Origin of the sequence: Fulvivirga imtechensis AK7, assembly GCF_000331535.1 — a bacterium.
Lineage (GTDB): Bacteria > Bacteroidota > Bacteroidia > Cytophagales > Cyclobacteriaceae > Fulvivirga > Fulvivirga imtechensis.
Window position 1 is genome coordinate 1 of sequence record NZ_AMZN01000055.1, and the last position, 18,155, is coordinate 18,155.

Genomic DNA, 18,155 nt, shown 5'->3' on the forward strand with positions numbered 1-18,155 from the left:
TGCATCGGGATAAACTTCTCGCCCAAGCCATAAACGAAAAAAGCCCAGCTAAACGCTGAGCTTTTTTGCTCCCCCTCTTGGGCTTCCCGATATCCGCTACCGCTGCATCGGGATAAACTTCTCGCCCAAGCCATAAACGAAAAAAAGCCCAGCTAAACGCTGAGCTTTTTGCTCCCCCTCTTGGGCTTCCCGATATCCGCTACCGCTGCATCGGGATAAACTTCTCGCTCAAGCCATAAACGAAAAAAGCCCAGCTAAACGCTGAGCTTTTTTGCTCCCCCTCTTGGGCTCGAACCAAGGACCTACTGATTAACAGTCAGCCGCTCTAACCAGCTGAGCTAAGGGGGAATATTTTTGTTTCCCTCATTTGGGTGTGCAATATTAGAACTTCGATTTCTATTTTGCAAAAAATAATTTCTAAAATTTTTAAGTTTTTTACTCTCCTTAGATCACTTGCCCGCAAGTATGTAAAAATATATGAGTGTAAAGCCGATCAGGAATATCAACCCTGCAACAGCCAGCCATTTCAGCCATTTTGGAGGCACGAACTCTCCCGTTATATCCTTAGAGAATATAACTTTATAATTCAAAAATGCTGCCAAAGGTGCAATAATGAAAGAGACAACAGTTGCTAAATCTACAAGGCTCTTCAGGTTATTCAGGAATTGAGAGATAACAAGAAATGCACCTACCGCAATGATTATTACCCAAAAGAAATATAAAGCCTTTTTCTTCCCTTCAAAAAGAACCTGAACAATTCTTTCCATAGATCTGCCGTATCCGTCCAGCACCGTAATAGTTGTGCTGAACATGGTGCTGAAAGCGGCTATTGCTATTACAAAATAGCTCCATGGACCGATTGCGCCTGTATACATACCTATCAATTGACCTGCAAAGGCAGAGGCGCTATTCGACAACTCTATGCCGCTCCCGTACATGACTAATGCTCCCAGCGACAAGAAAACTACTGCCAGGATAGCCGTGATCACATATCCGATATTGAAGTCCAGCAAAGTTTCCTTTAGTGTAGGCTTGTATCCGGTCTGTTTAATTCTGGCCTCTGCCCAAAGACCCGTCCAGGTCGACATATCAACAGCAGTGGGCATCCAGCCCATCAGAGCTATCAGAAATATAAGGCCTTCGGCATTCATTAGCTCCTTAGGTATAAATTGATCGACCGGAGCTGGTCGTCCCTTGATGAAAGCCGCTACCACTGCTGTAATGGTAGATAGTAACAACACTACACTAACTGCTTTCAGTAATCCATCCAGCGCCCCGTACTTACCACTCGCGAGAATGATCACACATACACCCAAAATCATAGCCGCCCACCAGTTAGTAGTAAGATCCAGTCCCATCAAATTGCTAAGGAGTCCGGCTGCTACAAAGGAAACAGCGGCTGTTACAATAAACATTGTTATTATGGTAATGATGCCGTATATCCAGAGTATCCATTTGCCTACCTTGGCATAACCATCGATGATGCTGCGCCCTGTAGCGCCTGTATACCGGGACGAAAATTCAAAAAAGGGATATTTGAAGAGATTGGCTGCTATTACAGCAATTAAAAGGGTAAATCCATAATCGGCACCAGCACGGGTAGATTGCACCAGGTGTGATACCCCGATGCACATACCGGCAAACACGATTCCCGGACCCAGGGTTTTAAGAAAATTTCGAAGCTGCGTATTCATATATCAGTGGACACAATTTTAATGGCCACCAATATATAAAAAAGAAGGCTCTATTGTCATAAAATTTTATATCTAATACTGACTTATTGTCAGTAATTATTCAATAATCTATGACTTTAATGACAAAACGTCATTAAAAACTTCGCTTTTTCGCCTTGGTACAATTTTGAAGAAATTCTTTTCGAGTAGATTATTAAAAGTAAAAATATATAGCCATGACACTAGTAAGATACAATCCATTAAACAATTTCGTACCCGGAACTTTCGGAGATTTTATTGAAAGCGTGTTACGAGATGCTCCTGCAAGAAAGGACATCGACTTTACCCCTGCTGTAGACATTTTAAAGGAAAAAGATCATGTTGAGCTACAATTGGTGGCGCCGGGCATGAGCAAGGAAGATTTTAAAATTGACGTGGACCAAAACTCTCTCACTATCAGGGGGGAAAGGGTGCTCTCAGATGAGGCAAAGACCAAACTTCAAAAGCGTGAATCTAATTATGGCAAATTTAGCCGGGCCTTTAAGCTGACCGATGATATCAACCAGGAAAAGATCACAGCCACTTATGTAGAAGGCATACTGAAGGTAAAACTTCCACTGATCGAGAAGAAAGAAACAAAAAGCATTATTGAGGTAAAATAGGTTAGTTGGTTTAAAAAAAAAAGCTGCTCGAGGGCAGCTTTTTTTCTATTCATATTTTTGTTTTACTCTCCCAGTCTATTTCTTAAGAGGAATTCTACATAAGCTTCTCTGTAGCTATCTACTTCCGGGGCCAGTTTAATTGCCTCTTCGTAGCTGGTGAGGGCATCTATCAAAAGATTATTTTCTTCATAGAAGCCAGCCAGTATGTACTTATTGAGTGCTGTAGCTTGGTCAACGTCTGACATCAGTGCATTTAAGGTTTCTTTTACCTTAGTAGCATCTGCTTCTGGCAATCTTTTGATTGCGTAAGTGCCCGACTTTACCTCTTCATCTCCTTTAGAAGTAACTGAAAGAAGAACAACATTTTCCTTAGACAATTTCTCGTTGGTCAAATCAAGTTCAATGTTGGGTTCGTTAGTTTCAATGGATACCAACACATCATCAAACATATTTTTCAGTGTAACAACGTATACATTTTCTCCATCAACGGAATCCCATCTGATGATGGCCTTATCGCTAAAAACACCCACTGAGCTTGGCATGAATACATGTATAGCATCATTTGAGCCTCTATGTACCGCTCCTGTGGCGCTTAATCTGTTCTTTTTGCCTTCAGCAGACATTTTGCTCAGTACAAAGTCAGCGTATTTACTGGCTACACTTGATCCGCCTGTATTGACTTTGGCGGCAAGATCAGAAACTTTATGATTACCTGCAGCTTTGAGCTCAAGCGTTTTGCCGCTGGCATGAACAAGGCCGAGGTATGCATTTTCAGAAATGACCAATTCATCATTATCCTGAAGCGAAGCTCCGGTTTTAAGGGGCTCCCAATCTGCTCCTGCTTTAATTTTGTTGGTTCCTTTATTCGCAAGTACTTTGAAAGTATAACCTTGTCCAAAGGCTATTCCGGTAAGGAAGATAAGCGAAAGAGTTAAAATTGTTGAAATACTTTTCATGGTTTACGCATCTTATTTAATAATTCTTATACTCAATACGATTTTTTATATAACATACTCTTTTATACTCTTTTATGCCTGATGGTAAACAGCAGTTTACGACTTTCTTTATTAAAAAGATTTTTGACCACCCCATAATATACTTCCAAACCGTCTCCTGCCAGCGCAATGGCAGCCAAAGTAATCACCAAATTTAGTTTAAAACTGTATTCGCTGAAAACAATTACCATTAAAAATATAATTAACATGATCTCTATCAACTGAATAATCTTGGTAATGCCATCATACCATGGAGGAAGAACGTGATATATGTAGGAAAATAGGGTTATATTCAAGAAGCAAATAATTATAGCCAACAATATCCCAAATCCTTCTTTATCATTAAGCTCATTGACATAATCTTCCTTTAAGATCATAGAGATGATATTAGCATGAACTACTGCTCCGTACATATCCGGGTTTGCTTTTCCTGCATAATCCTTGTTCAAGGGGGTGAAAAATTTATCGTCCCATGAGGTGTCAAAGAAATCCTTTCCCAAAAACCCAAAAATTACGATTTTCCCCTTGATCATTTCGGGTACAAAGTTTTCGTTAAATACATCATCCACATCCAATGCGTAAAACATATTCGGATATCCGGTACGGCCAAAGAAGTCAACCAGGTTGCCTCTATAATTAATAATTTCAAAAGGATTATCCCGCTCCAGTAGGTTCTGGGCCTTTTCTGAGTCATATAGCTCCGCCATTTTAACAGCAAAAGCTACATGCTGCTCTTCGTTTACCATACGCATGGTCGGGAAGGCACGGCAGGTTTTGAAATCCTCCTGGTTTGCGGCTTCGGTATCTAAATTCGCAAAGGCCAGGTGTGCATTCTTCACAAAGATGGGATGAGAGATCTCAAGTGAATCGTATATATCCAATCCCTCGCCAAGCATAATAATGGAATCTGTTTGAAGAAGCTTAGTTACCATTACCAAATTCTTCACTTCAGCCAAGGCATTACTTAACGCCAGATCACCCAAGGTGTCGGGACTTAGAAAATCGAAAAAACTATCAAATCCAATAACGGCAGGGTCATATTTATTAATGATAGCCACCTGTTCAGCGATTTTGGCTCTGGATATTTCTCCAAAATTAACCAACACAATATTGGTATCCGGCACCGGGTCTTTTCTTAGTTGAGAAAAAGCTACATCAGTCATTTCCATATCATCCAAAGCCTCCCCAATGGGGTCAAAAGCATCAAATATTCCAAACTGACTAACGTTAAAGAACATCCACATCATACCAAAGATAAATATGGTGCCGAACACACAGTCGAGCCAAAACTTCTTATTCATAGACTTTAAGATTAGTGTAGTAAAAAGAAAAAGATTACCGAATCACTAGTAAAAATATAAAATTCGGGCAGTTTAAGGTAATATAATTAAATTTAATGCCTCAACAAAAGAACATATGGCTATAAAAAGGAAAAGACTGAGTATCAATGAGTATGTAGAAGGTATATTGCAGGGGAATACTGTTGTCTTAAGCCGGGCCATTACAATAATTGAAAGCAGCCTTGACACAGATCAGTTTTTGGCTGAGGAAGTTCTTAAGCAAGTGTTGCCCAATACCGGAGTGTCAAAACGTATGGGAATTACAGGCGTGCCCGGTGTTGGCAAGAGTACCTTTATCGAAGCGATGGGCATGTACCTGGTTGAAAATGGGCACAAACTGGCAGTACTTGCCGTTGATCCGAGTAGTCAACGAAGCAGGGGAAGTATTTTGGGGGATAAAACACGTATGGAACAACTTTCCCACCACCCTAATGCCTATATACGTCCCTCCGCTACGGGGTCCTCATTAGGAGGCGTTGCCAATAAAACAAGAGAAACCATGCTTTTGTGTGAAGCAGCCGGCTATGAGATCATATTTATTGAAACAGTTGGAGTAGGCCAGTCTGAAGTAGCCGTGAAAGGTATGGTGGATTTTTTTCTTCTACTCATGCTGGCCGGTGCGGGTGATGAACTTCAGGGGATAAAAAAAGGTATTATGGAAATGGCAGATGCCATAGCCATTACCAAAGCCGATCAGGATAATATCAAAGCTTCAAAAAAAGCTAAAGTGGAATACCAAAATGCACTTCATTTGTTCCCGCCAACAAACACCGGCTGGACCCCACAAGTGCTGACCTGTTCGGCCATTACCAATGAAGGACTCGAGGATATCTGGAAAATGATAGAAGACTATTATCAACATATCGGGAACGAGCTGGAATCCATACGAAAGCACCAAAGCATTAATTGGATGCACGAAACCATTGGCTACCTGCTCAAGCAGAACTTTTACAACGCACCACAAGTAGCAGAGAAGATAGCAGATTTCGAAAGGAAAGTAGGCATGGGACAGATTACACCGCAGGCGGCTGCGAGAGAGTTGATGGACCTGGCAAAACAGAAGAATGGAGATAGTTGAGGTTTGTGACATTAGTAAGTGATCAGATGACTTCGAGTCATCTGATCACTTTTTAAGTTCAAGATGCCTCACCTAATATCCTGAAACCAAAAAGAAGACTTCATCTCCACCTCAGTTCCATCATCCTCAGTTTTCTTATATTCGTAAGTCTTCTCCACCACATCACCCAATGTAAACTTGACAGGTTGTTTAAATAAAGGCCCGTCATATACAAAGGTGTGAAATTCGCCATTCTCTCCGCACGGATCAACATTTTCAGGTAAATGGTTTAACCAGTTGTCATCTATCGTTTTGCCGGCCTGGCTTTTATCAAACATAGTTGTATTGGCCGCGCAAACACACGTTTTGAAGCCATCATTTATGAAATTTAGCATTAGTTCCCGGGTATTTAGCTTCCATATCGGGTATACGCCTTCCATATCCACTGTGCCCAGTTGCAGGTCTCTGTAGGCTTTCAGGTCTTCAAGAAAAATATCGCCATACATCACATGATCAATTCCCTGAGCTTTCAACTTCAGACAGAATTCTCTAATCGTCCGTTCATATGTATCATGAGAATTGTCCTTTGACAAGTAGATTTTTCTTAAGGGAAAGCCAATTGCCTGTGCCTGGGCTTCAATCAAATGTTCAGGCACGCCATGCAGCCCTACGCGCTTCAAGTCAGCATCAAATACGGTGTGTAAACTGTCAATTTCGTATTCCCTTGATTGTAGTAGCTGATATAAAGCATAAGCAGAGTCCTTACCGCCACTCCAACTTATGCTGATCTTCTTTTTGTTCATATATATTAGTATTGAGATATTAGTATTGAGTATTGAGATGGAAAAGCTCGAAGTCCGAAGCCTGAAGACCGAGCGACTCTCATCCGATGAAAGCACGCCACACCGACCACCAGTTATCATTTACTTCATCCACTCCATTTGTATTAACCCTCATTTCCCAATGACTAGTCATTCACCACTAAAAGTGTTCCTGTTCAGCTTCAATCTGATTACTTCACCATAATTCAGATTCCTCTCAAAAGCCATATTCAACGGCCTGTCTTCAACAAGGCAGAGTGTTATCCGCATCACTACACTATGCGTGATTACTGCCACCCGATTGTAGTTCTTTTGCGCCAGTTCTGAAAAAAAACTTTTTACCCTTTTACTCATGTCCAGCATGCTCTCACCTTCCGGCGCTGGGTAATGTACGAAGTCACTCATCCACGGATCGATATCTGCCCGGGGGATATCATCCCACCTCTTCATCTCCCAACTACCGAAGTTATATTCTTTCAGACGATCGTCCATAATAAAAAGGGGGCTCAGATGACTGGCCAGTAAGGCGCAACGTTTCAGTGGACTGGAATAGAAAGCGTCAAATTTTTTTGGGATCTGCTTTACAATAGCCTCAAATTCCTCAGTATAGCTTTTCTTTAATTCCAGGTCGGTTTGCCCGTAACAAACTCCTTTATCGATCTCGGGCGTGGTATGTCGGATCAGATAAACTTCCATAACACTATTATTGAAAGATAAACAACCACTTCCGCTACTTGTTGCGTAGCGCCAAGGCAATCTCCGGTATAGCCGCCAATCCACTTCTTGTAATACCTCCACAGCCAGACTACCGTGATACCTACCGGAATAACGCTCAACAGATACCAGAAATTATTAAAAGCCGCCAAGGGTGCTAAACCGATAAAGAGTGCAACAAGAAAATTACCCGGTGACAACTTCTTTGCTACGGGCCTTACTTTACTTGAGGCGTCTTCCCTTGCATAATTTCCATAATAGATCATAGTCACGGCTGCTATCCTGCTCATGGTATGAGCAGAAATGATGGTCCAGAATAAAAACCATACCGATAGCTCGCCAGCAATAAATGTAAGGGCAGCATATTTGAGCAACAAGATCAATACCAGGCCTACCACCCCATAGGCGCCAATCAGGCTGTCTTTCATGATCTCCAGGATATTTGCTTTGGTCCAGCCGCCTCCAAAACCATCACAAACATCGGCAAAGCCATCTTCATGGAAAGCTCCTGTGAAAAGAATGCCTGCGATCATAGACAAAACAACACTTATCGACACCGGAAATATGATCATGCCCAACCATAATACTCCTGCGGTCGCAGCTCCCATCAACCACCCAATCAGTGGAAAATATTTCGTGCATTGATCCAGGTATTCAGCAGAGTGATCCACCCACTTGGGACATGGTATTCTGGTGTAGAACATTAAAGCTGTGAAGAATAGCCTGATGTCGTATTTCATTTATTTAGATGAGATATAAGATTTGATACTTTAGAAGTTTGAAGTCTGAAGTCGGGAGTCGGGAGTCGGAAGTTTGAAAACATCAGATTTTCAATTAAATTTTGTGGAAACGCGTGCTTCTTCGAAGGAGGCCATTTCGTTTAAAAAATTTACAGCCGACTGGATGATCGGATACGCTATGGCGGCTCCGGTACCTTCTCCTAATCTCATGTTGAGTTGTAAAATTGGCCTTACCCGGAGAAATTCCATTGCCTTGATGTGGCCCTGCTCTTCTGATAAATGAGTAAAAAAGCTGTATGCCAGAATCGTAGGCTGCAAAGCATGCGCTGCGAGAAAGGCAGCCGAAGCAATAAACCCATCCACCAGGATGATTATTCGTTTCTGAGCCGCTTTTAACATGGCACCGGTCATCATGGCTATTTCAAAGCCTCCAAAGGTGCTAAGCACCTGGATTGGATCTGCGTCTGGTGTCAATCGGTGAAACTGAGATGCCTGTTCTAGCACACTCAATTTTTTTCTTCTCTGATCATCATCAAGTCCGGTACCTTTTCCTACGCAATGCAGCAGCGGAATATCACATAAAATGTGGGTTAACATACTGGCTGCGGAAGTATTTCCAATACCCATTTCGCCAAAGCCGATGATGTTGCAGCCTTTGTCAGCGATCTCTTCCACAATCTTCATACCTGCCATCAAGGCTTGTTCACATTGCTTTTGGGTCATAGCCGGGCCAAAAAGAAAATTGTCTGTTCCTGCCCCCATCTTTTTATCGATCAAAAGCGGATGCGCTGGCAGTTCACTTGTTACCCCTGCATCTACCACGGCCAATTCGATGCCATGCTGACGGCAAAACACATTTATAGCGGCCCCTCCGCTCAAAAAGTTGAGCACCATCTGTCCCGTCACTTCCTGCGGGTACGCACTCACTCCCTCATTTGCAATGCCATGATCTGCCGCAAAAACAACCATATTCGGACTTAAAAGTGCAGGGGTCAGTGTGTTTTGGATGAGTCCTACCTGCAAAGCTATACTCTCCAACATACCCAATGCACCGGCAGGTTTGGTTTTGCTATTAATTTTATGTTGTAGCGCCTCAAGTAAACTATTATCACAGGGGCGGATGTTTATATCAATCATTTGAAATATTATTTTACTTTCATGGGCAGGCCGGAAATCATAAAATATACCTCATCGGCCTGGTTAGCAATATATTGGTTAACCCAACCCTGTGCTTCAACAAAATCGCGCCCGGTCTTCGTACTGGCATGCAGCCCCATTCCAAGTTCGTTGGAAATAATAATAAGATTACCATTATAGCTGCTCATCCTGTCAAACTCCTTTTTGGCAGCATCTACTACCATATCCCTGTCTCCCTTTAGCTTTGAATAGAAATTAGTCAGCCAAAGTGTTACACAATCAATAACTACCGTATTTACAGGAGGCAAAACTTCTGACAAGGCAAACTGCTCCTCGATGGTCGTCCAGCGCTCATCCCGCTCATTCCGATGGCGTTTCACCCGTTCCGCAAAATCATCATCCCAGACCTTTGAAGTAGCCAGATAAACAGGCCTTTGAGAAAACTTTAGCGCCAGCGACTGTGCATAACTACTCTTTCCGGACCTTTCACCTCCGGTAATAAAGATGATCATGATTTTTCTTTTTTAAAACCATACGGACAATGGCGACAACCGCTCTTACAGCAGTAACCTCTTTTCAAATGATAAGCCTCGGTAAAAACATACAGGCCGTTTTCGATGTAAAACATTGGTCCGTTATCGTCCTTCTGCTTGCTCATTTACAATACGCTCACCGGATTTTTATCTTTGTCGATGGCTACAAAGGTAAATTCACCTTCAATGGCTTTCTGACGTTCTTCGGAGTACATCTGCTCAATGAATATCTCTACCCGTACTTTCAGACTGGTATTTCCCACCTTGATCACCTCACCCTGCAACTCCACGAAAGTGCCTGCAGGTATAGGGTGATTGAAATCCACCCGCTCCGAGGATACGGTAACTACCCGCTTCCTGGAAAAGCGGGTAGCCGTGATAAATGCCACTTCATCCATCAATTGCAAAGCTGTACCCCCAAATAAAGTATCATAGTGGTTGGTGGTATTGGGGAAAACGGCTTTAAAGATAGAAGTACGCGAATCAGCTATTCTTTGATCAAGATTATCCATGAATTAAAACTTATAGCTTATACCTATATTATAATTTCTACCACGGGTATTAAACCCAACAGTATTTACAAATTGCTCATCAAAGATATTATTTACAGCGCCATAAACCTTAAGTCTATCAAGCAGCGTATAATCGGCATAAACATCCATGACATCATAACTTTCGAGCACCACTTCACTATAGGTAATGAAATCCAGATCTGTACGCTCACCGGTATGCTTGTAGGTTAGCGAAAGGTTTCCACTCCTGAGTGGCTGCCAGTTGATGCCCGCTCCCCACTTACTTGCTGGTATTCTGTAGAATTCAGAAGAATTTTCCTGGTCTATTTTTGAATAGTAAACGTTCATACCTAAAGATTTAATAATAGCCCAATCTGCCTGAAATTCAACCCCTTTCACTTTCCTTTCAGCTTGAATGTTTTGGTATTGCCCGCCCACATAGTTTCCGTCTTCGTCAAATATTGAAACAAAGCCGATAGGTTGCTCCTCATCGCGAACGTAGTAGGTAGCGTTTATGGATACCTGCTTGCCAAGATAAAAAGACAGGCCAGCATCATAATTGGTGCTTTCCTCGGGCTTAAGGTCAGTATTTCCATAAACCGAATATAGTTGATATAGCGAAGGAGTAATAAAAGCCGTAGAAACCGACCCTCTGAACTTCAACTGCATATTACCGTTGAGGTCAATCAAATAGGATGGGTTGATATTGTAGATCAGGTGATTGCCGTACTCACTATGGTGATTTAACCGCGTACCGACATGAACATTCAATCCAAAATTTGATTCATAAAGCAAAGACGCGTAAGGGTCTACGATAGTAAATTCATTGTCGTCAAACTCCGAAACTCCTTCTTGTGCATACCTTGGACGTTGCAGGTTGATGCCAAACAATCCCTTTATCCCACTAGTAAACTGATGTTCATTAATTAGGTCCACCTGCCAGTTTCTTCCCTCGTATTCCGTTGGATAGCTGCTCTGATAATTAGTATTGTTGATGTTGTAGACCGTGTTTAAAGAAACACTTCCTTTTCCATACTTAAATGTTGGCTTCACAGTAAACCTTAACTCATAACTCTCCAACTCGTTATCGGCATCGAAGAAAGCTCCATCATCATATTCCGCAGCATATTGGTTGAAAGCACTACCGAATGTTACTTCAAACTTATCATTGAACTCATACCCCAGTTTAGCCAAGATATTCTGCCTGCTAAATCCATCATTATCAAATTCATCCACCGGTGTGCCCTCTTGTGCAGCCGAAAAGCCCTCGGATTTTGTGTTACCGGCTGATAACAGATAAGAAAATCCCTGCGAGCTGCCATTTAAGTTCAGGTTTTGCGCCAAGGTGCCGTAAGAACCTCCGTTGATGTCCACCGACCCGGCCAGTACGTCTTCCGAAGCGCTTTTCAGGCGAATATTGATCACACCTGCCGCTGCACCGGTTCCATACAGGGTGCTTAAGCCGCCATTCAATATTTCGATGGATTCCACCTGCTCCAGAGATAGAAATCGCAGGTCGTATGAGGCTGTAATGGCGGCCGGATCGTTAAGTGGCACACCGTCAATCAGTATTAATGTGTGTTTACTACGTCCGCCACGCATGGAGTAGCTAATATTTGAACCGGCAGGCCCGTAAGCACCATTCATTTCCATTCCAGGTACCTGGTTAAGCAGATCAGCCACCGATTTACCGGCATTGCGCTCAATTTCCTGCTGCGAAATTTTGTAGATCGTTTTACCGGATTTCTCTATGGGAACTTCAAATTTGGTCCCTGTTACCACCACTTCCTGAAGTTGAAGTGTGTCTTGCATTTCCTGTGCATACACAGAAGAGGCTGCCACTGTGAGTACGGCTGCCATCATTTTTTTTCTCATAGTTATTTAATGTTGATGTAAAAAACTATGAGCTTTTGGTAGAAAAAAAAGAATAATTTCAGTGAAGCCTAACGGTTCATTCATTACTCATCACCTTTCACCCGAAAGCTCAGATTAAAACTATCATTGGCAGGTCTCCTGGCTTTCCCGACTTTGAGGACCTTCCCATCCATACAGGACAGTGGTAAAAGATGATCAAAGCATACTGAAGCTGTTCCAAAACAGCTTCCGGGATTACAGTTGCGGGGACAGCTCCGGAATCTTCCAATCTATAGTGAAACCACCGGATTCCCTTTTCATCATGATAATCTGAACTATCACCATGAACCAATAATCAGGGTCAAAGTTAGAAAAGATTTCAGAAGCTCTATGCAAATTGTTTAATATTGTTGCTCAATATACCAACAAATAGTACCTAACCACACTTGAAATTCACTATGAAAATACCTTATCTCTTATCAATTATAGTCATGGCTTTTTTGGGGTGTAACTCTGCTGAAAAACAACAGGAAAAGAATACTCCGCAGTCGGCACCTACTGATCTTTCAACGAAAATAGACTATGCCACAGGCTTTAACGTGAAGTATGAAAATGGTTATAAGTGGGTGGAAATACCGCGCCCATACCAGGAGGCCAAAGAAGGTTTTAAGTACCTGCTTGTGCAAAAAGGGCAAGATATTCCCGAACATGACGTAAGCGTTCAGGTGATCTCTATCCCCCTGGAAACCATCATCTGTACATCTACCTCACACATTCCTCTTTTGGATTACCTCAATGAAACGGAAAAGCTTATCGGATTTCCATCCACTCAATACATCAGCTCCTCCAATGCCCGCAAATTGATAGATGCCGGCAAAGTGACGGAGTTGGGTATCGATAGTAAAATGAACATCGAAAAGGTAATTGAGCTGGATGCTGAAATGGTGATGGGTTACTCTATCACAGGTGATTACGGGCAATTCAGAAAACTTCAACAGGCGGGAATTCCTGTGGTGATCAATGCGGAATACATAGAAGAGCACCCCTTGGGCCGGGCGGAATGGATCAAGTTTATGGCTTTGTTCTTTAACAAAGAAAAAATGGCTGACTCCGTTTTCAACGAAATAAAATATAATTATCTGAAGTTAAAAAATGCCACAGACACTATTAGCTCAAGGCCCACAGTATATAGTGGAGTAGTATACGGTGACGCCTGGTTTTTGCCTGGTGGACAGAACAATATGGCGAAACTGTTTAAGGATGCCGGGGCGAAATATTTATGGAGTGAAGATAACTCCACCGGATACCTTGAATACAGCTTTGAGAGTGTTTATGAAAAAGCTCACAATGCAGACTTTTGGGTAGGGGTTGCGTCTTACAATTCTTTGGAAGAAATAAAGCAAGCTGACAAGCGATATACTGATTTCGAGGCCTTCCAAAATGGCAACGTCTATAGCTACAATGCCCGTATGGGCCCCACAGGCGGTAATGAATTTCTTGAGCTCGGCTACCTGCGCCCCGATTTGATCCTCGAAGACCTGATCAAGATCTTTCATCCGGAGCTGCTGGAGGATGAAGAGTTGTATTTTCATAGAAAGGTTGAGTAGTTTTAACCGCAGAGGGCGCGGAGAGGCAAGAGAGAGACACAGAGAACCTGGAAAAAGATGAAAGATAACGAGATAACGGAAGCTGTAATTGGAGCAGCGATCAAGGTGCATCGGGAGCTTGGACCTGGGCTTTTGGAGTCGGCTTATCAGGAATGTCTTTATTATGAACTGGTAAAAAGTGGTCTGATTACTGAAAAGGAGAAGCCATTGCCACTGATTTATGAAGAAATTAAATTAGAATGTGGTTACAGAATTGATCTTTTTGTTGAAAAGCGCATAATTGTAGAGATCAAATCAGTCGAGGCTTTAAATGATGTACATTTGGCGCAAGTACTGACTTATTTAAAGCTTAGCAATGCAAGGATTGGTTTGCTTATTAATTTTAACGTTGTGAAACTCACGAATGGCGTCCGTAGAGTTATAGATAAATATCATAAATAAGATGGCTTAACCACAGAGGAAGCAGAGTAAAAAACAGAGGGAGCAGAGTAGGAAAAATAACAAAAGCCTCTGCGCCCTCCGCGAAGCCTCCGTGGTCTCTGCGGTTTAAAACAAGAATGAATAAAAACTACACCATAAAGCTAACGCTCTTACTACCGGCCGTTATTCTGATCCTGTTTTTGGTCAACATCTCTTTGGGTAGTGTCCATATTCCTTTAGACGAAATATTCCAGGTGCTGATTGGTGGTGAGACAAGCAAGGGTAGCTGGACCAATATCATCACTACTTTCAGGCTTCCCAAGGCGTTGACTGCCGTACTTGTGGGGGCGGGATTGGCGGTGAGTGGACTACAAATGCAAACACTGTTTCGGAATCCGCTGGCAGGGCCTTTTGTGCTGGGTATCAGTTCGGGAGCGAGCTTGGGAGTGGCTTTACTGCTGTTGGCGGGGGTTTCCATTACCAGTGGGCTGGCAATTTCAGGATTGGGCAACTGGTTAGTCGTATTGGCTGCTACAGCAGGCTCATCACTGGTACTGGTGCTGGTTGTGGCGGTATCTGTAAGAGTACGGGATAGCATGACCCTGCTGATCATAGGATTGATGTTCGGAAGTCTGACAGGAGCCATAGTGAGCATCCTGCAGTTCTTCAGCACTGGTGAAGAAATACAGCTATACTTATTCTGGACGTTTGGCAGCTTGGGCGGACTCAACTGGAATGAGGTTTATATTCTATTGGCCTTAGTACTGGCAGGACTTTTCATTGCCGTTACACTGGTAAAATCCTTAAATACATTGCTCTTAAGTGAAAACTATGCCCGCAGCATGGGTGTTAATGTAAAAAAGTCGCGGCTGTGGATCATTATCAGTACCAGTTTGCTGGCAGGAAGCGTAACTGCATTTTGTGGGCCCATCGCTTTTATAGGACTGGCGGTGCCTCACCTGACCAGGCTGCTGGTCAATACGTCTGACCATAAAATAATGATCCCGGCTGTAGCTCTGACAGGAATTATCGTGATGCTGGTATGCGATGTAGTCGCACAAATACCATATAGCGACCATGTGCTGCCAATCAATGCCATCACCTCATTGATCGGTGCACCTGTCGTGATCTGGATAATATTGAGAAAAGGTACTATTAAACACTCGTTCTCCTGATGACGGAAGTTGAAAACAATGACATAGCACTGGCTGTAAAAGGCCTTCACGTGGGGTATCAACTGAAAAGAGAAAACCTGGTTGTCCTTCGAGGCCTCAATCTGGACCTTAAACACGGTGAGTTGGTGTGCTTTATGGGCCCCAATGGCGTTGGAAAGTCTACGCTACTAAGAACCATTGCCGGTGTGCAGCAACCTTTGTCCGGAACGGTTGAAATAGAAGAAAAGCCTTTGAAAAACTTCTCTGCGGCCGAGCTGGCGACCAAGATCAGCCTGGTACTCACCGACCGGATTAATGCGGGTAATATGACGGCACGTGAGCTTATAGGCCTCGGACGATACCCTTACCTCAACTGGAGTGTAAAATTCAAAGACGATGACCTGATAAAAATAGAACAGTCCATAGCACTTTCTGAAGTGGGAGCCTATGCCCATAAGAAGATATATGAGCTCAGTGATGGCCAGATGCAGAAGGTGATGATTGCCCGCGCCTTGTGCCAGGACACATCCATCCTCATTCTGGATGAACCCACGGCCCACCTGGACCTTAACAATCGTGTGGCCATTATTAACCTGCTGAAAAATCTCACCCGGCAGACAGGAAAGGCCGTTCTGATGGCCACCCATGAACTGGACCTGGCGCTGCAGGCTGCTGACAAGCTCTGGCTGGCCGGGTTCAATGTCCCGGTAGTTTCGGGTTTCCCGGAAGACCTCGTACTCAATGGTGCCATCGACCGCGTTTTCGAACTCAAAGGCTTCGACCTGAAAACCGGCCAGCTCGAAAAGAAAAGCCTTGGCAAGAAAGTAGCCCTCAAAGGCTCCGGTCATGAATACCTATGGACCAAGAATGCGCTGGAAAGAAATGGTTATGAGGTAAGCGATGAAGCTGATTACAGAATCCACATCCTTACCTCCGAAAATACCATTAGCTGGGAAATAGAAAGTGAAGGTGTGGTAGCTACCAATACACTGGAAGACCTGGTGAGCTATTTGAATAATGAGATAGTGGAGGTGGTGTAGTGGTTTGCAATCGGGTATTGGGTGATCGGTAATCAACTTTAAAATGTAAAAGGCCAATTCTGATAAATAGCTGGGTGAACCACAGAGAAATCAGAGGAATCACAGAGAACACGGAGAGCTACTCTGCTAGCTCTGTGTACTTCTCCGTGGTCTCTGCGGTTAAAATTTAACTCTCATTCAAGCTCCAGTTATACTCGTAATAATCGACCTTAAACGTGCCGGGTATTTTCTTGGTGCGGTACTTATTGATGAAATCGAGCACGGAGCTCTCTCCACTCATAGTGAAGTCTTTCTTGTACCAGTCGAATATCTTGGAGAGGTAAACCTTATTTTGATCGGTTCTTATCTTCAGCCATTCGGGATCATTGAGGGCCAGGGTGGTTCTTTCCTGAAGCTGCCGGTCGAGTTGCTTCGGATCATAACCAAAGCTGGCGAGGGGTGGGCAGCTAACTGCTGCACAGGCCAGGGTAAAGTGTATCCTGGGGTCTTTGTATGTGAGGATAAGCTTTTTTATCTCCAGGGCGTTCAGGGTCATTGATTCACCTGCTACCGTGTGCTTTACCTTATCGAAAAAGCCGCTCTGATCTAAAGCCGACTTTAATGGGTAATATTTTGACACCTGATAGATCACAATGAGGTTATAGGCATTGATATAAAAGGCTTTCTTCTCCAGATCACTTGCAGATGACAGGTCAGCAGCATTGATCGTCTTATACAGGCTTTCTATTCCTGAAAAATTGCTGTTGATCTCCTTATAGGCTACGCGGCCATCTTTCACATATTTTTTTAAAAAAGCATCTGTCTGCTCAAAAAAAGGGTCCAGGTTTTCCGCCTCGGCTGGTGCCAGGGCAGATAAAAGTAAAATAATTGAAAATGAATAAATAAATTTCTTCATGACTCTTTGTGTTTGATAACATGATAATACGTAAGCCAGCCGTTGGCAGTTTGTCATGAATGAGACATATGATGCGTTTTTTGAGGTAAAGTAGTCTTTTGAGTTTGTGCCAGGTTAAGCTCCCTAACTTTGAAAGTATAGTATAAATTTTGTCGCGCTCAACCCTTTTTAAGGTCGCGTTTACACCCTCCTGATCCGGGATAGAGGTCATATTTTTGTATAGTTATTTAAGCCTGTTTCCACCGGGAATTGGAAATGGCGGCCACTGGCTACAATTATACAAATCCGGGAAACCGAAGCTGAGGACAAAGAACAGAGCACATATGAAAACAGTATTTGACCAATCGACAAGGGATGAATTGATTGCCAGGATTAATTCTCTCGATGAAACCAGCATGGCACAATGGGGAAAAATGAATCTCTACCAGATGTTAAAACACTGCACCATATGGGACGAATGGATGCTGGGTGTAAATAATCCGGTGTATGAACAATCATGGTTGGGCAAAATATTTGGAAAAATGGCTTTAAAAAGTTCTTTAAGTGATAAGCCACTGAAACGAAATATGCCGGCCGGTGCAGGATTTACAACAAAGCAAAGCCATGGAGATATCTATCTTCAAAAAAAGAAGTGGATGGAACTCATAGCTGCGTATGCTCATTATTCAAACCCAAATTTTATCCACGATTTTTTCGGAAAAATGAACAAAGATCAGATCGGAATTTTTGCCTACAAGCATAGCGACCATCATTTGAGACAATTCGGAGTATAATGAATTTAGCTAGTGGCTCTAAGAAAACGCCAATGTCCGCGTTACGCTCATTCCAAAAATGCTCTCGTACCTCAGTACGCTCCGCTTCTTGGAACTTCATCCCGCCCTTTGGCCATAGCCGTTAACTTAAGCACTTGAACAGGCTGAAATATAAGCACGGAAGAACCGCCCTCTCCTCAAGGAGAGGGATGTACAGACTGCAGTAAAAGCACAGGCTTTTGATGGGTG

The 18,155-nt window shown here is 43.0% G+C and carries 19 protein-coding genes, 1 tRNA gene and 1 riboswitch; of the genes, 7 read left to right on the plus strand and 13 right to left on the minus strand.

Annotated features, from left to right (window positions below):
- Window positions 1–274 precede the first annotated feature (274 nt).
- Window positions 275–348: transfer RNA gene (locus C900_RS16415), tRNA-Asn, on the minus strand.
- 101 nt (window positions 349–449) lie between these two features.
- On the minus strand, window positions 450–1,694 hold the full coding sequence (locus tag C900_RS16420; RefSeq protein WP_009581200.1) for an Nramp family divalent metal transporter: 1,245 nt from the start codon (window positions 1,692–1,694) through the stop codon (window positions 450–452).
- Window positions 1,695–1,909: 215 nt separating this feature from the next.
- Between C900_RS16420 and C900_RS16425 the strand changes: the two genes are divergently transcribed.
- Window positions 1,910–2,335 carry an Hsp20/alpha crystallin family protein gene (locus C900_RS16425; RefSeq protein ID WP_009581201.1) on the plus strand — a complete coding sequence of 142 codons (426 nt, stop codon included), beginning with the start codon at window positions 1,910–1,912 and terminating at the stop codon, window positions 2,333–2,335.
- A gap of 62 nt (window positions 2,336–2,397) precedes the next feature.
- Here the strand turns inward: C900_RS16425 and C900_RS16430 are convergent, their stop codons facing one another.
- A complete protein-coding gene (locus C900_RS16430) occupies window positions 2,398–3,291 on the minus strand; it encodes a hypothetical protein (protein ID WP_009581202.1) in 894 nt (297 codons plus the stop codon).
- A gap of 62 nt (window positions 3,292–3,353) precedes the next feature.
- On the minus strand, window positions 3,354–4,631 hold the full coding sequence (locus C900_RS16435; RefSeq protein ID WP_040496955.1) for a CHASE2 domain-containing protein: 1,278 nt from the start codon (window positions 4,629–4,631) through the stop codon (window positions 3,354–3,356).
- Between the two features lie 115 nt (window positions 4,632–4,746).
- On the opposite strand from C900_RS16435, the gene meaB reads away from it, so the two are divergent.
- Window positions 4,747–5,748: a methylmalonyl Co-A mutase-associated GTPase MeaB gene (gene meaB / locus C900_RS16440; RefSeq protein WP_009581204.1), complete on the plus strand. Its 1,002-nt coding sequence runs from the start codon at window positions 4,747–4,749 to the stop codon at window positions 5,746–5,748.
- A gap of 68 nt (window positions 5,749–5,816) precedes the next feature.
- Here meaB and C900_RS16445 read toward each other — a convergent pair whose 3' ends face one another.
- The 8 genes from C900_RS16445 to C900_RS16475 all read right to left on the minus strand — a co-directional run bounded on the left by C900_RS16445 (window position 5,817) and on the right by C900_RS16475 (window position 12,059).
- Window positions 5,817–6,530 carry a Dph6-related ATP pyrophosphatase gene (locus tag C900_RS16445; protein WP_009581205.1) on the minus strand — a complete coding sequence of 238 codons (714 nt, stop codon included), beginning with the start codon at window positions 6,528–6,530 and terminating at the stop codon, window positions 5,817–5,819.
- A gap of 168 nt (window positions 6,531–6,698) precedes the next feature.
- Window positions 6,699–7,244 (minus strand): alpha-ribazole phosphatase, encoded by a 546-nt coding sequence (cobC, locus tag C900_RS16450; RefSeq protein ID WP_009581206.1) that lies wholly within the window; start codon window positions 7,242–7,244, stop codon window positions 6,699–6,701.
- Complete coding sequence (locus C900_RS16455; RefSeq protein ID WP_009581207.1) at window positions 7,229–8,002, minus strand: adenosylcobinamide-GDP ribazoletransferase; 774 nt, start codon at window positions 8,000–8,002, stop codon at window positions 7,229–7,231. The genes cobC and C900_RS16455 overlap by 16 nt, the downstream gene beginning before the upstream one ends.
- A 90-nt stretch (window positions 8,003–8,092) precedes the next feature.
- Window positions 8,093–9,139, minus strand: coding sequence for a nicotinate-nucleotide--dimethylbenzimidazole phosphoribosyltransferase (cobT, locus tag C900_RS16460; protein ID WP_009581208.1), 1,047 nt, complete (start codon window positions 9,137–9,139; stop codon window positions 8,093–8,095).
- A gap of 8 nt (window positions 9,140–9,147) precedes the next feature.
- Window positions 9,148–9,651, minus strand: a complete 504-nt coding sequence (locus C900_RS16465; RefSeq protein ID WP_009581209.1) for a bifunctional adenosylcobinamide kinase/adenosylcobinamide-phosphate guanylyltransferase — start codon at window positions 9,649–9,651, stop codon at window positions 9,148–9,150.
- Complete coding sequence (locus C900_RS30260) at window positions 9,648–9,797, minus strand: C1orf53 family protein (RefSeq protein WP_185113977.1); 150 nt, start codon at window positions 9,795–9,797, stop codon at window positions 9,648–9,650. Before C900_RS30260 ends, C900_RS16465 begins: the two co-directional genes overlap by 4 nt.
- The gene (locus C900_RS16470; protein WP_009581211.1) at window positions 9,798–10,184 is read right to left on the minus strand and encodes an acyl-CoA thioesterase; all 387 of its coding nucleotides are present in this window, start codon (window positions 10,182–10,184) and stop codon (window positions 9,798–9,800) included. It abuts the gene before it with no gap.
- Window positions 10,185–10,187: 3 nt separating this feature from the next.
- The gene (locus C900_RS16475) at window positions 10,188–12,059 is read right to left on the minus strand and encodes a TonB-dependent receptor plug domain-containing protein (protein ID WP_009581212.1); all 1,872 of its coding nucleotides are present in this window, start codon (window positions 12,057–12,059) and stop codon (window positions 10,188–10,190) included.
- A 111-nt stretch (window positions 12,060–12,170) separates the two neighbouring features.
- Window positions 12,171–12,406: riboswitch (cobalamin riboswitch) on the minus strand.
- A gap of 90 nt (window positions 12,407–12,496) precedes the next feature.
- Here C900_RS16475 and C900_RS16485 point away from each other — a divergent pair.
- The 4 genes from C900_RS16485 to C900_RS16500 all read left to right on the plus strand — a co-directional run bounded on the left by C900_RS16485 (window position 12,497) and on the right by C900_RS16500 (window position 16,259).
- Entirely contained in the window at window positions 12,497–13,645 is a 1,149-nt protein-coding gene (locus C900_RS16485) for an ABC transporter substrate-binding protein (protein WP_040496956.1), read from the plus strand.
- A 57-nt stretch (window positions 13,646–13,702) separates the two neighbouring features.
- Window positions 13,703–14,086, plus strand: a complete 384-nt coding sequence (locus C900_RS16490) for a GxxExxY protein (RefSeq protein ID WP_009581215.1) — start codon at window positions 13,703–13,705, stop codon at window positions 14,084–14,086.
- A gap of 116 nt (window positions 14,087–14,202) precedes the next feature.
- Window positions 14,203–15,240, plus strand: coding sequence for an iron ABC transporter permease (locus tag C900_RS16495; RefSeq protein ID WP_009581216.1), 1,038 nt, complete (start codon window positions 14,203–14,205; stop codon window positions 15,238–15,240).
- Complete coding sequence (locus tag C900_RS16500; RefSeq protein WP_009581217.1) at window positions 15,240–16,259, plus strand: ABC transporter ATP-binding protein; 1,020 nt, start codon at window positions 15,240–15,242, stop codon at window positions 16,257–16,259. Before C900_RS16495 ends, C900_RS16500 begins: the two co-directional genes overlap by 1 nt.
- Before the next feature lie 166 nt (window positions 16,260–16,425).
- On the opposite strand, the gene C900_RS16505 is transcribed toward C900_RS16500, so the two are convergent.
- On the minus strand, window positions 16,426–17,154 hold the full coding sequence (locus C900_RS16505; RefSeq protein ID WP_009581218.1) for a DUF547 domain-containing protein: 729 nt from the start codon (window positions 17,152–17,154) through the stop codon (window positions 16,426–16,428).
- A 323-nt stretch (window positions 17,155–17,477) separates the two neighbouring features.
- Here C900_RS16505 and C900_RS16510 point away from each other — a divergent pair, with 323 nt between their 5' ends.
- A complete protein-coding gene (locus C900_RS16510; protein WP_009581219.1) occupies window positions 17,478–17,927 on the plus strand; it encodes a DUF1569 domain-containing protein in 450 nt (149 codons plus the stop codon).
- The last annotated feature ends 228 nt before the right edge of the window (window positions 17,928–18,155 follow it).

Bases quoted from the DNA above. Each gene is read 5' to 3' on its own strand.
- C900_RS16420 (WP_009581200.1), bottom strand. From the start codon at position 1,694: ATGAATACGCAGCTTCGAAATTTTCTTAAAACCCTGGGTCCGGGAATC.
- C900_RS16425 (WP_009581201.1), top strand. From the start codon at position 1,910: ATGACACTAGTAAGATACAATCCATTAAACAATTTCGTACCCGGAACT.
- C900_RS16430 (WP_009581202.1), bottom strand. From the start codon at position 3,291: ATGAAAAGTATTTCAACAATTTTAACTCTTTCGCTTATCTTCCTTACC.
- C900_RS16435 (WP_040496955.1), bottom strand. From the start codon at position 4,631: ATGAATAAGAAGTTTTGGCTCGACTGTGTGTTCGGCACCATATTTATC.
- meaB (WP_009581204.1), top strand. From the start codon at position 4,747: ATGGCTATAAAAAGGAAAAGACTGAGTATCAATGAGTATGTAGAAGGT.
- C900_RS16445 (WP_009581205.1), bottom strand. From the start codon at position 6,530: ATGAACAAAAAGAAGATCAGCATAAGTTGGAGTGGCGGTAAGGACTCT.
- cobC (WP_009581206.1), bottom strand. From the start codon at position 7,244: ATGGAAGTTTATCTGATCCGACATACCACGCCCGAGATCGATAAAGGA.
- C900_RS16455 (WP_009581207.1), bottom strand. From the start codon at position 8,002: ATGAAATACGACATCAGGCTATTCTTCACAGCTTTAATGTTCTACACC.
- cobT (WP_009581208.1), bottom strand. From the start codon at position 9,139: ATGATTGATATAAACATCCGCCCCTGTGATAATAGTTTACTTGAGGCG.
- C900_RS16465 (WP_009581209.1), bottom strand. From the start codon at position 9,651: ATGATCATCTTTATTACCGGAGGTGAAAGGTCCGGAAAGAGTAGTTAT.
- C900_RS30260 (WP_185113977.1), bottom strand. From the start codon at position 9,797: ATGAGCAAGCAGAAGGACGATAACGGACCAATGTTTTACATCGAAAAC.
- C900_RS16470 (WP_009581211.1), bottom strand. From the start codon at position 10,184: ATGGATAATCTTGATCAAAGAATAGCTGATTCGCGTACTTCTATCTTT.
- C900_RS16475 (WP_009581212.1), bottom strand. From the start codon at position 12,059: ATGAGAAAAAAAATGATGGCAGCCGTACTCACAGTGGCAGCCTCTTCT.
- C900_RS16485 (WP_040496956.1), top strand. From the start codon at position 12,497: ATGAAAATACCTTATCTCTTATCAATTATAGTCATGGCTTTTTTGGGG.
- C900_RS16490 (WP_009581215.1), top strand. From the start codon at position 13,703: ATGAAAGATAACGAGATAACGGAAGCTGTAATTGGAGCAGCGATCAAG.
- C900_RS16495 (WP_009581216.1), top strand. From the start codon at position 14,203: ATGAATAAAAACTACACCATAAAGCTAACGCTCTTACTACCGGCCGTT.
- C900_RS16500 (WP_009581217.1), top strand. From the start codon at position 15,240: ATGACGGAAGTTGAAAACAATGACATAGCACTGGCTGTAAAAGGCCTT.
- C900_RS16505 (WP_009581218.1), bottom strand. From the start codon at position 17,154: ATGAAGAAATTTATTTATTCATTTTCAATTATTTTACTTTTATCTGCC.
- C900_RS16510 (WP_009581219.1), top strand. From the start codon at position 17,478: ATGAAAACAGTATTTGACCAATCGACAAGGGATGAATTGATTGCCAGG.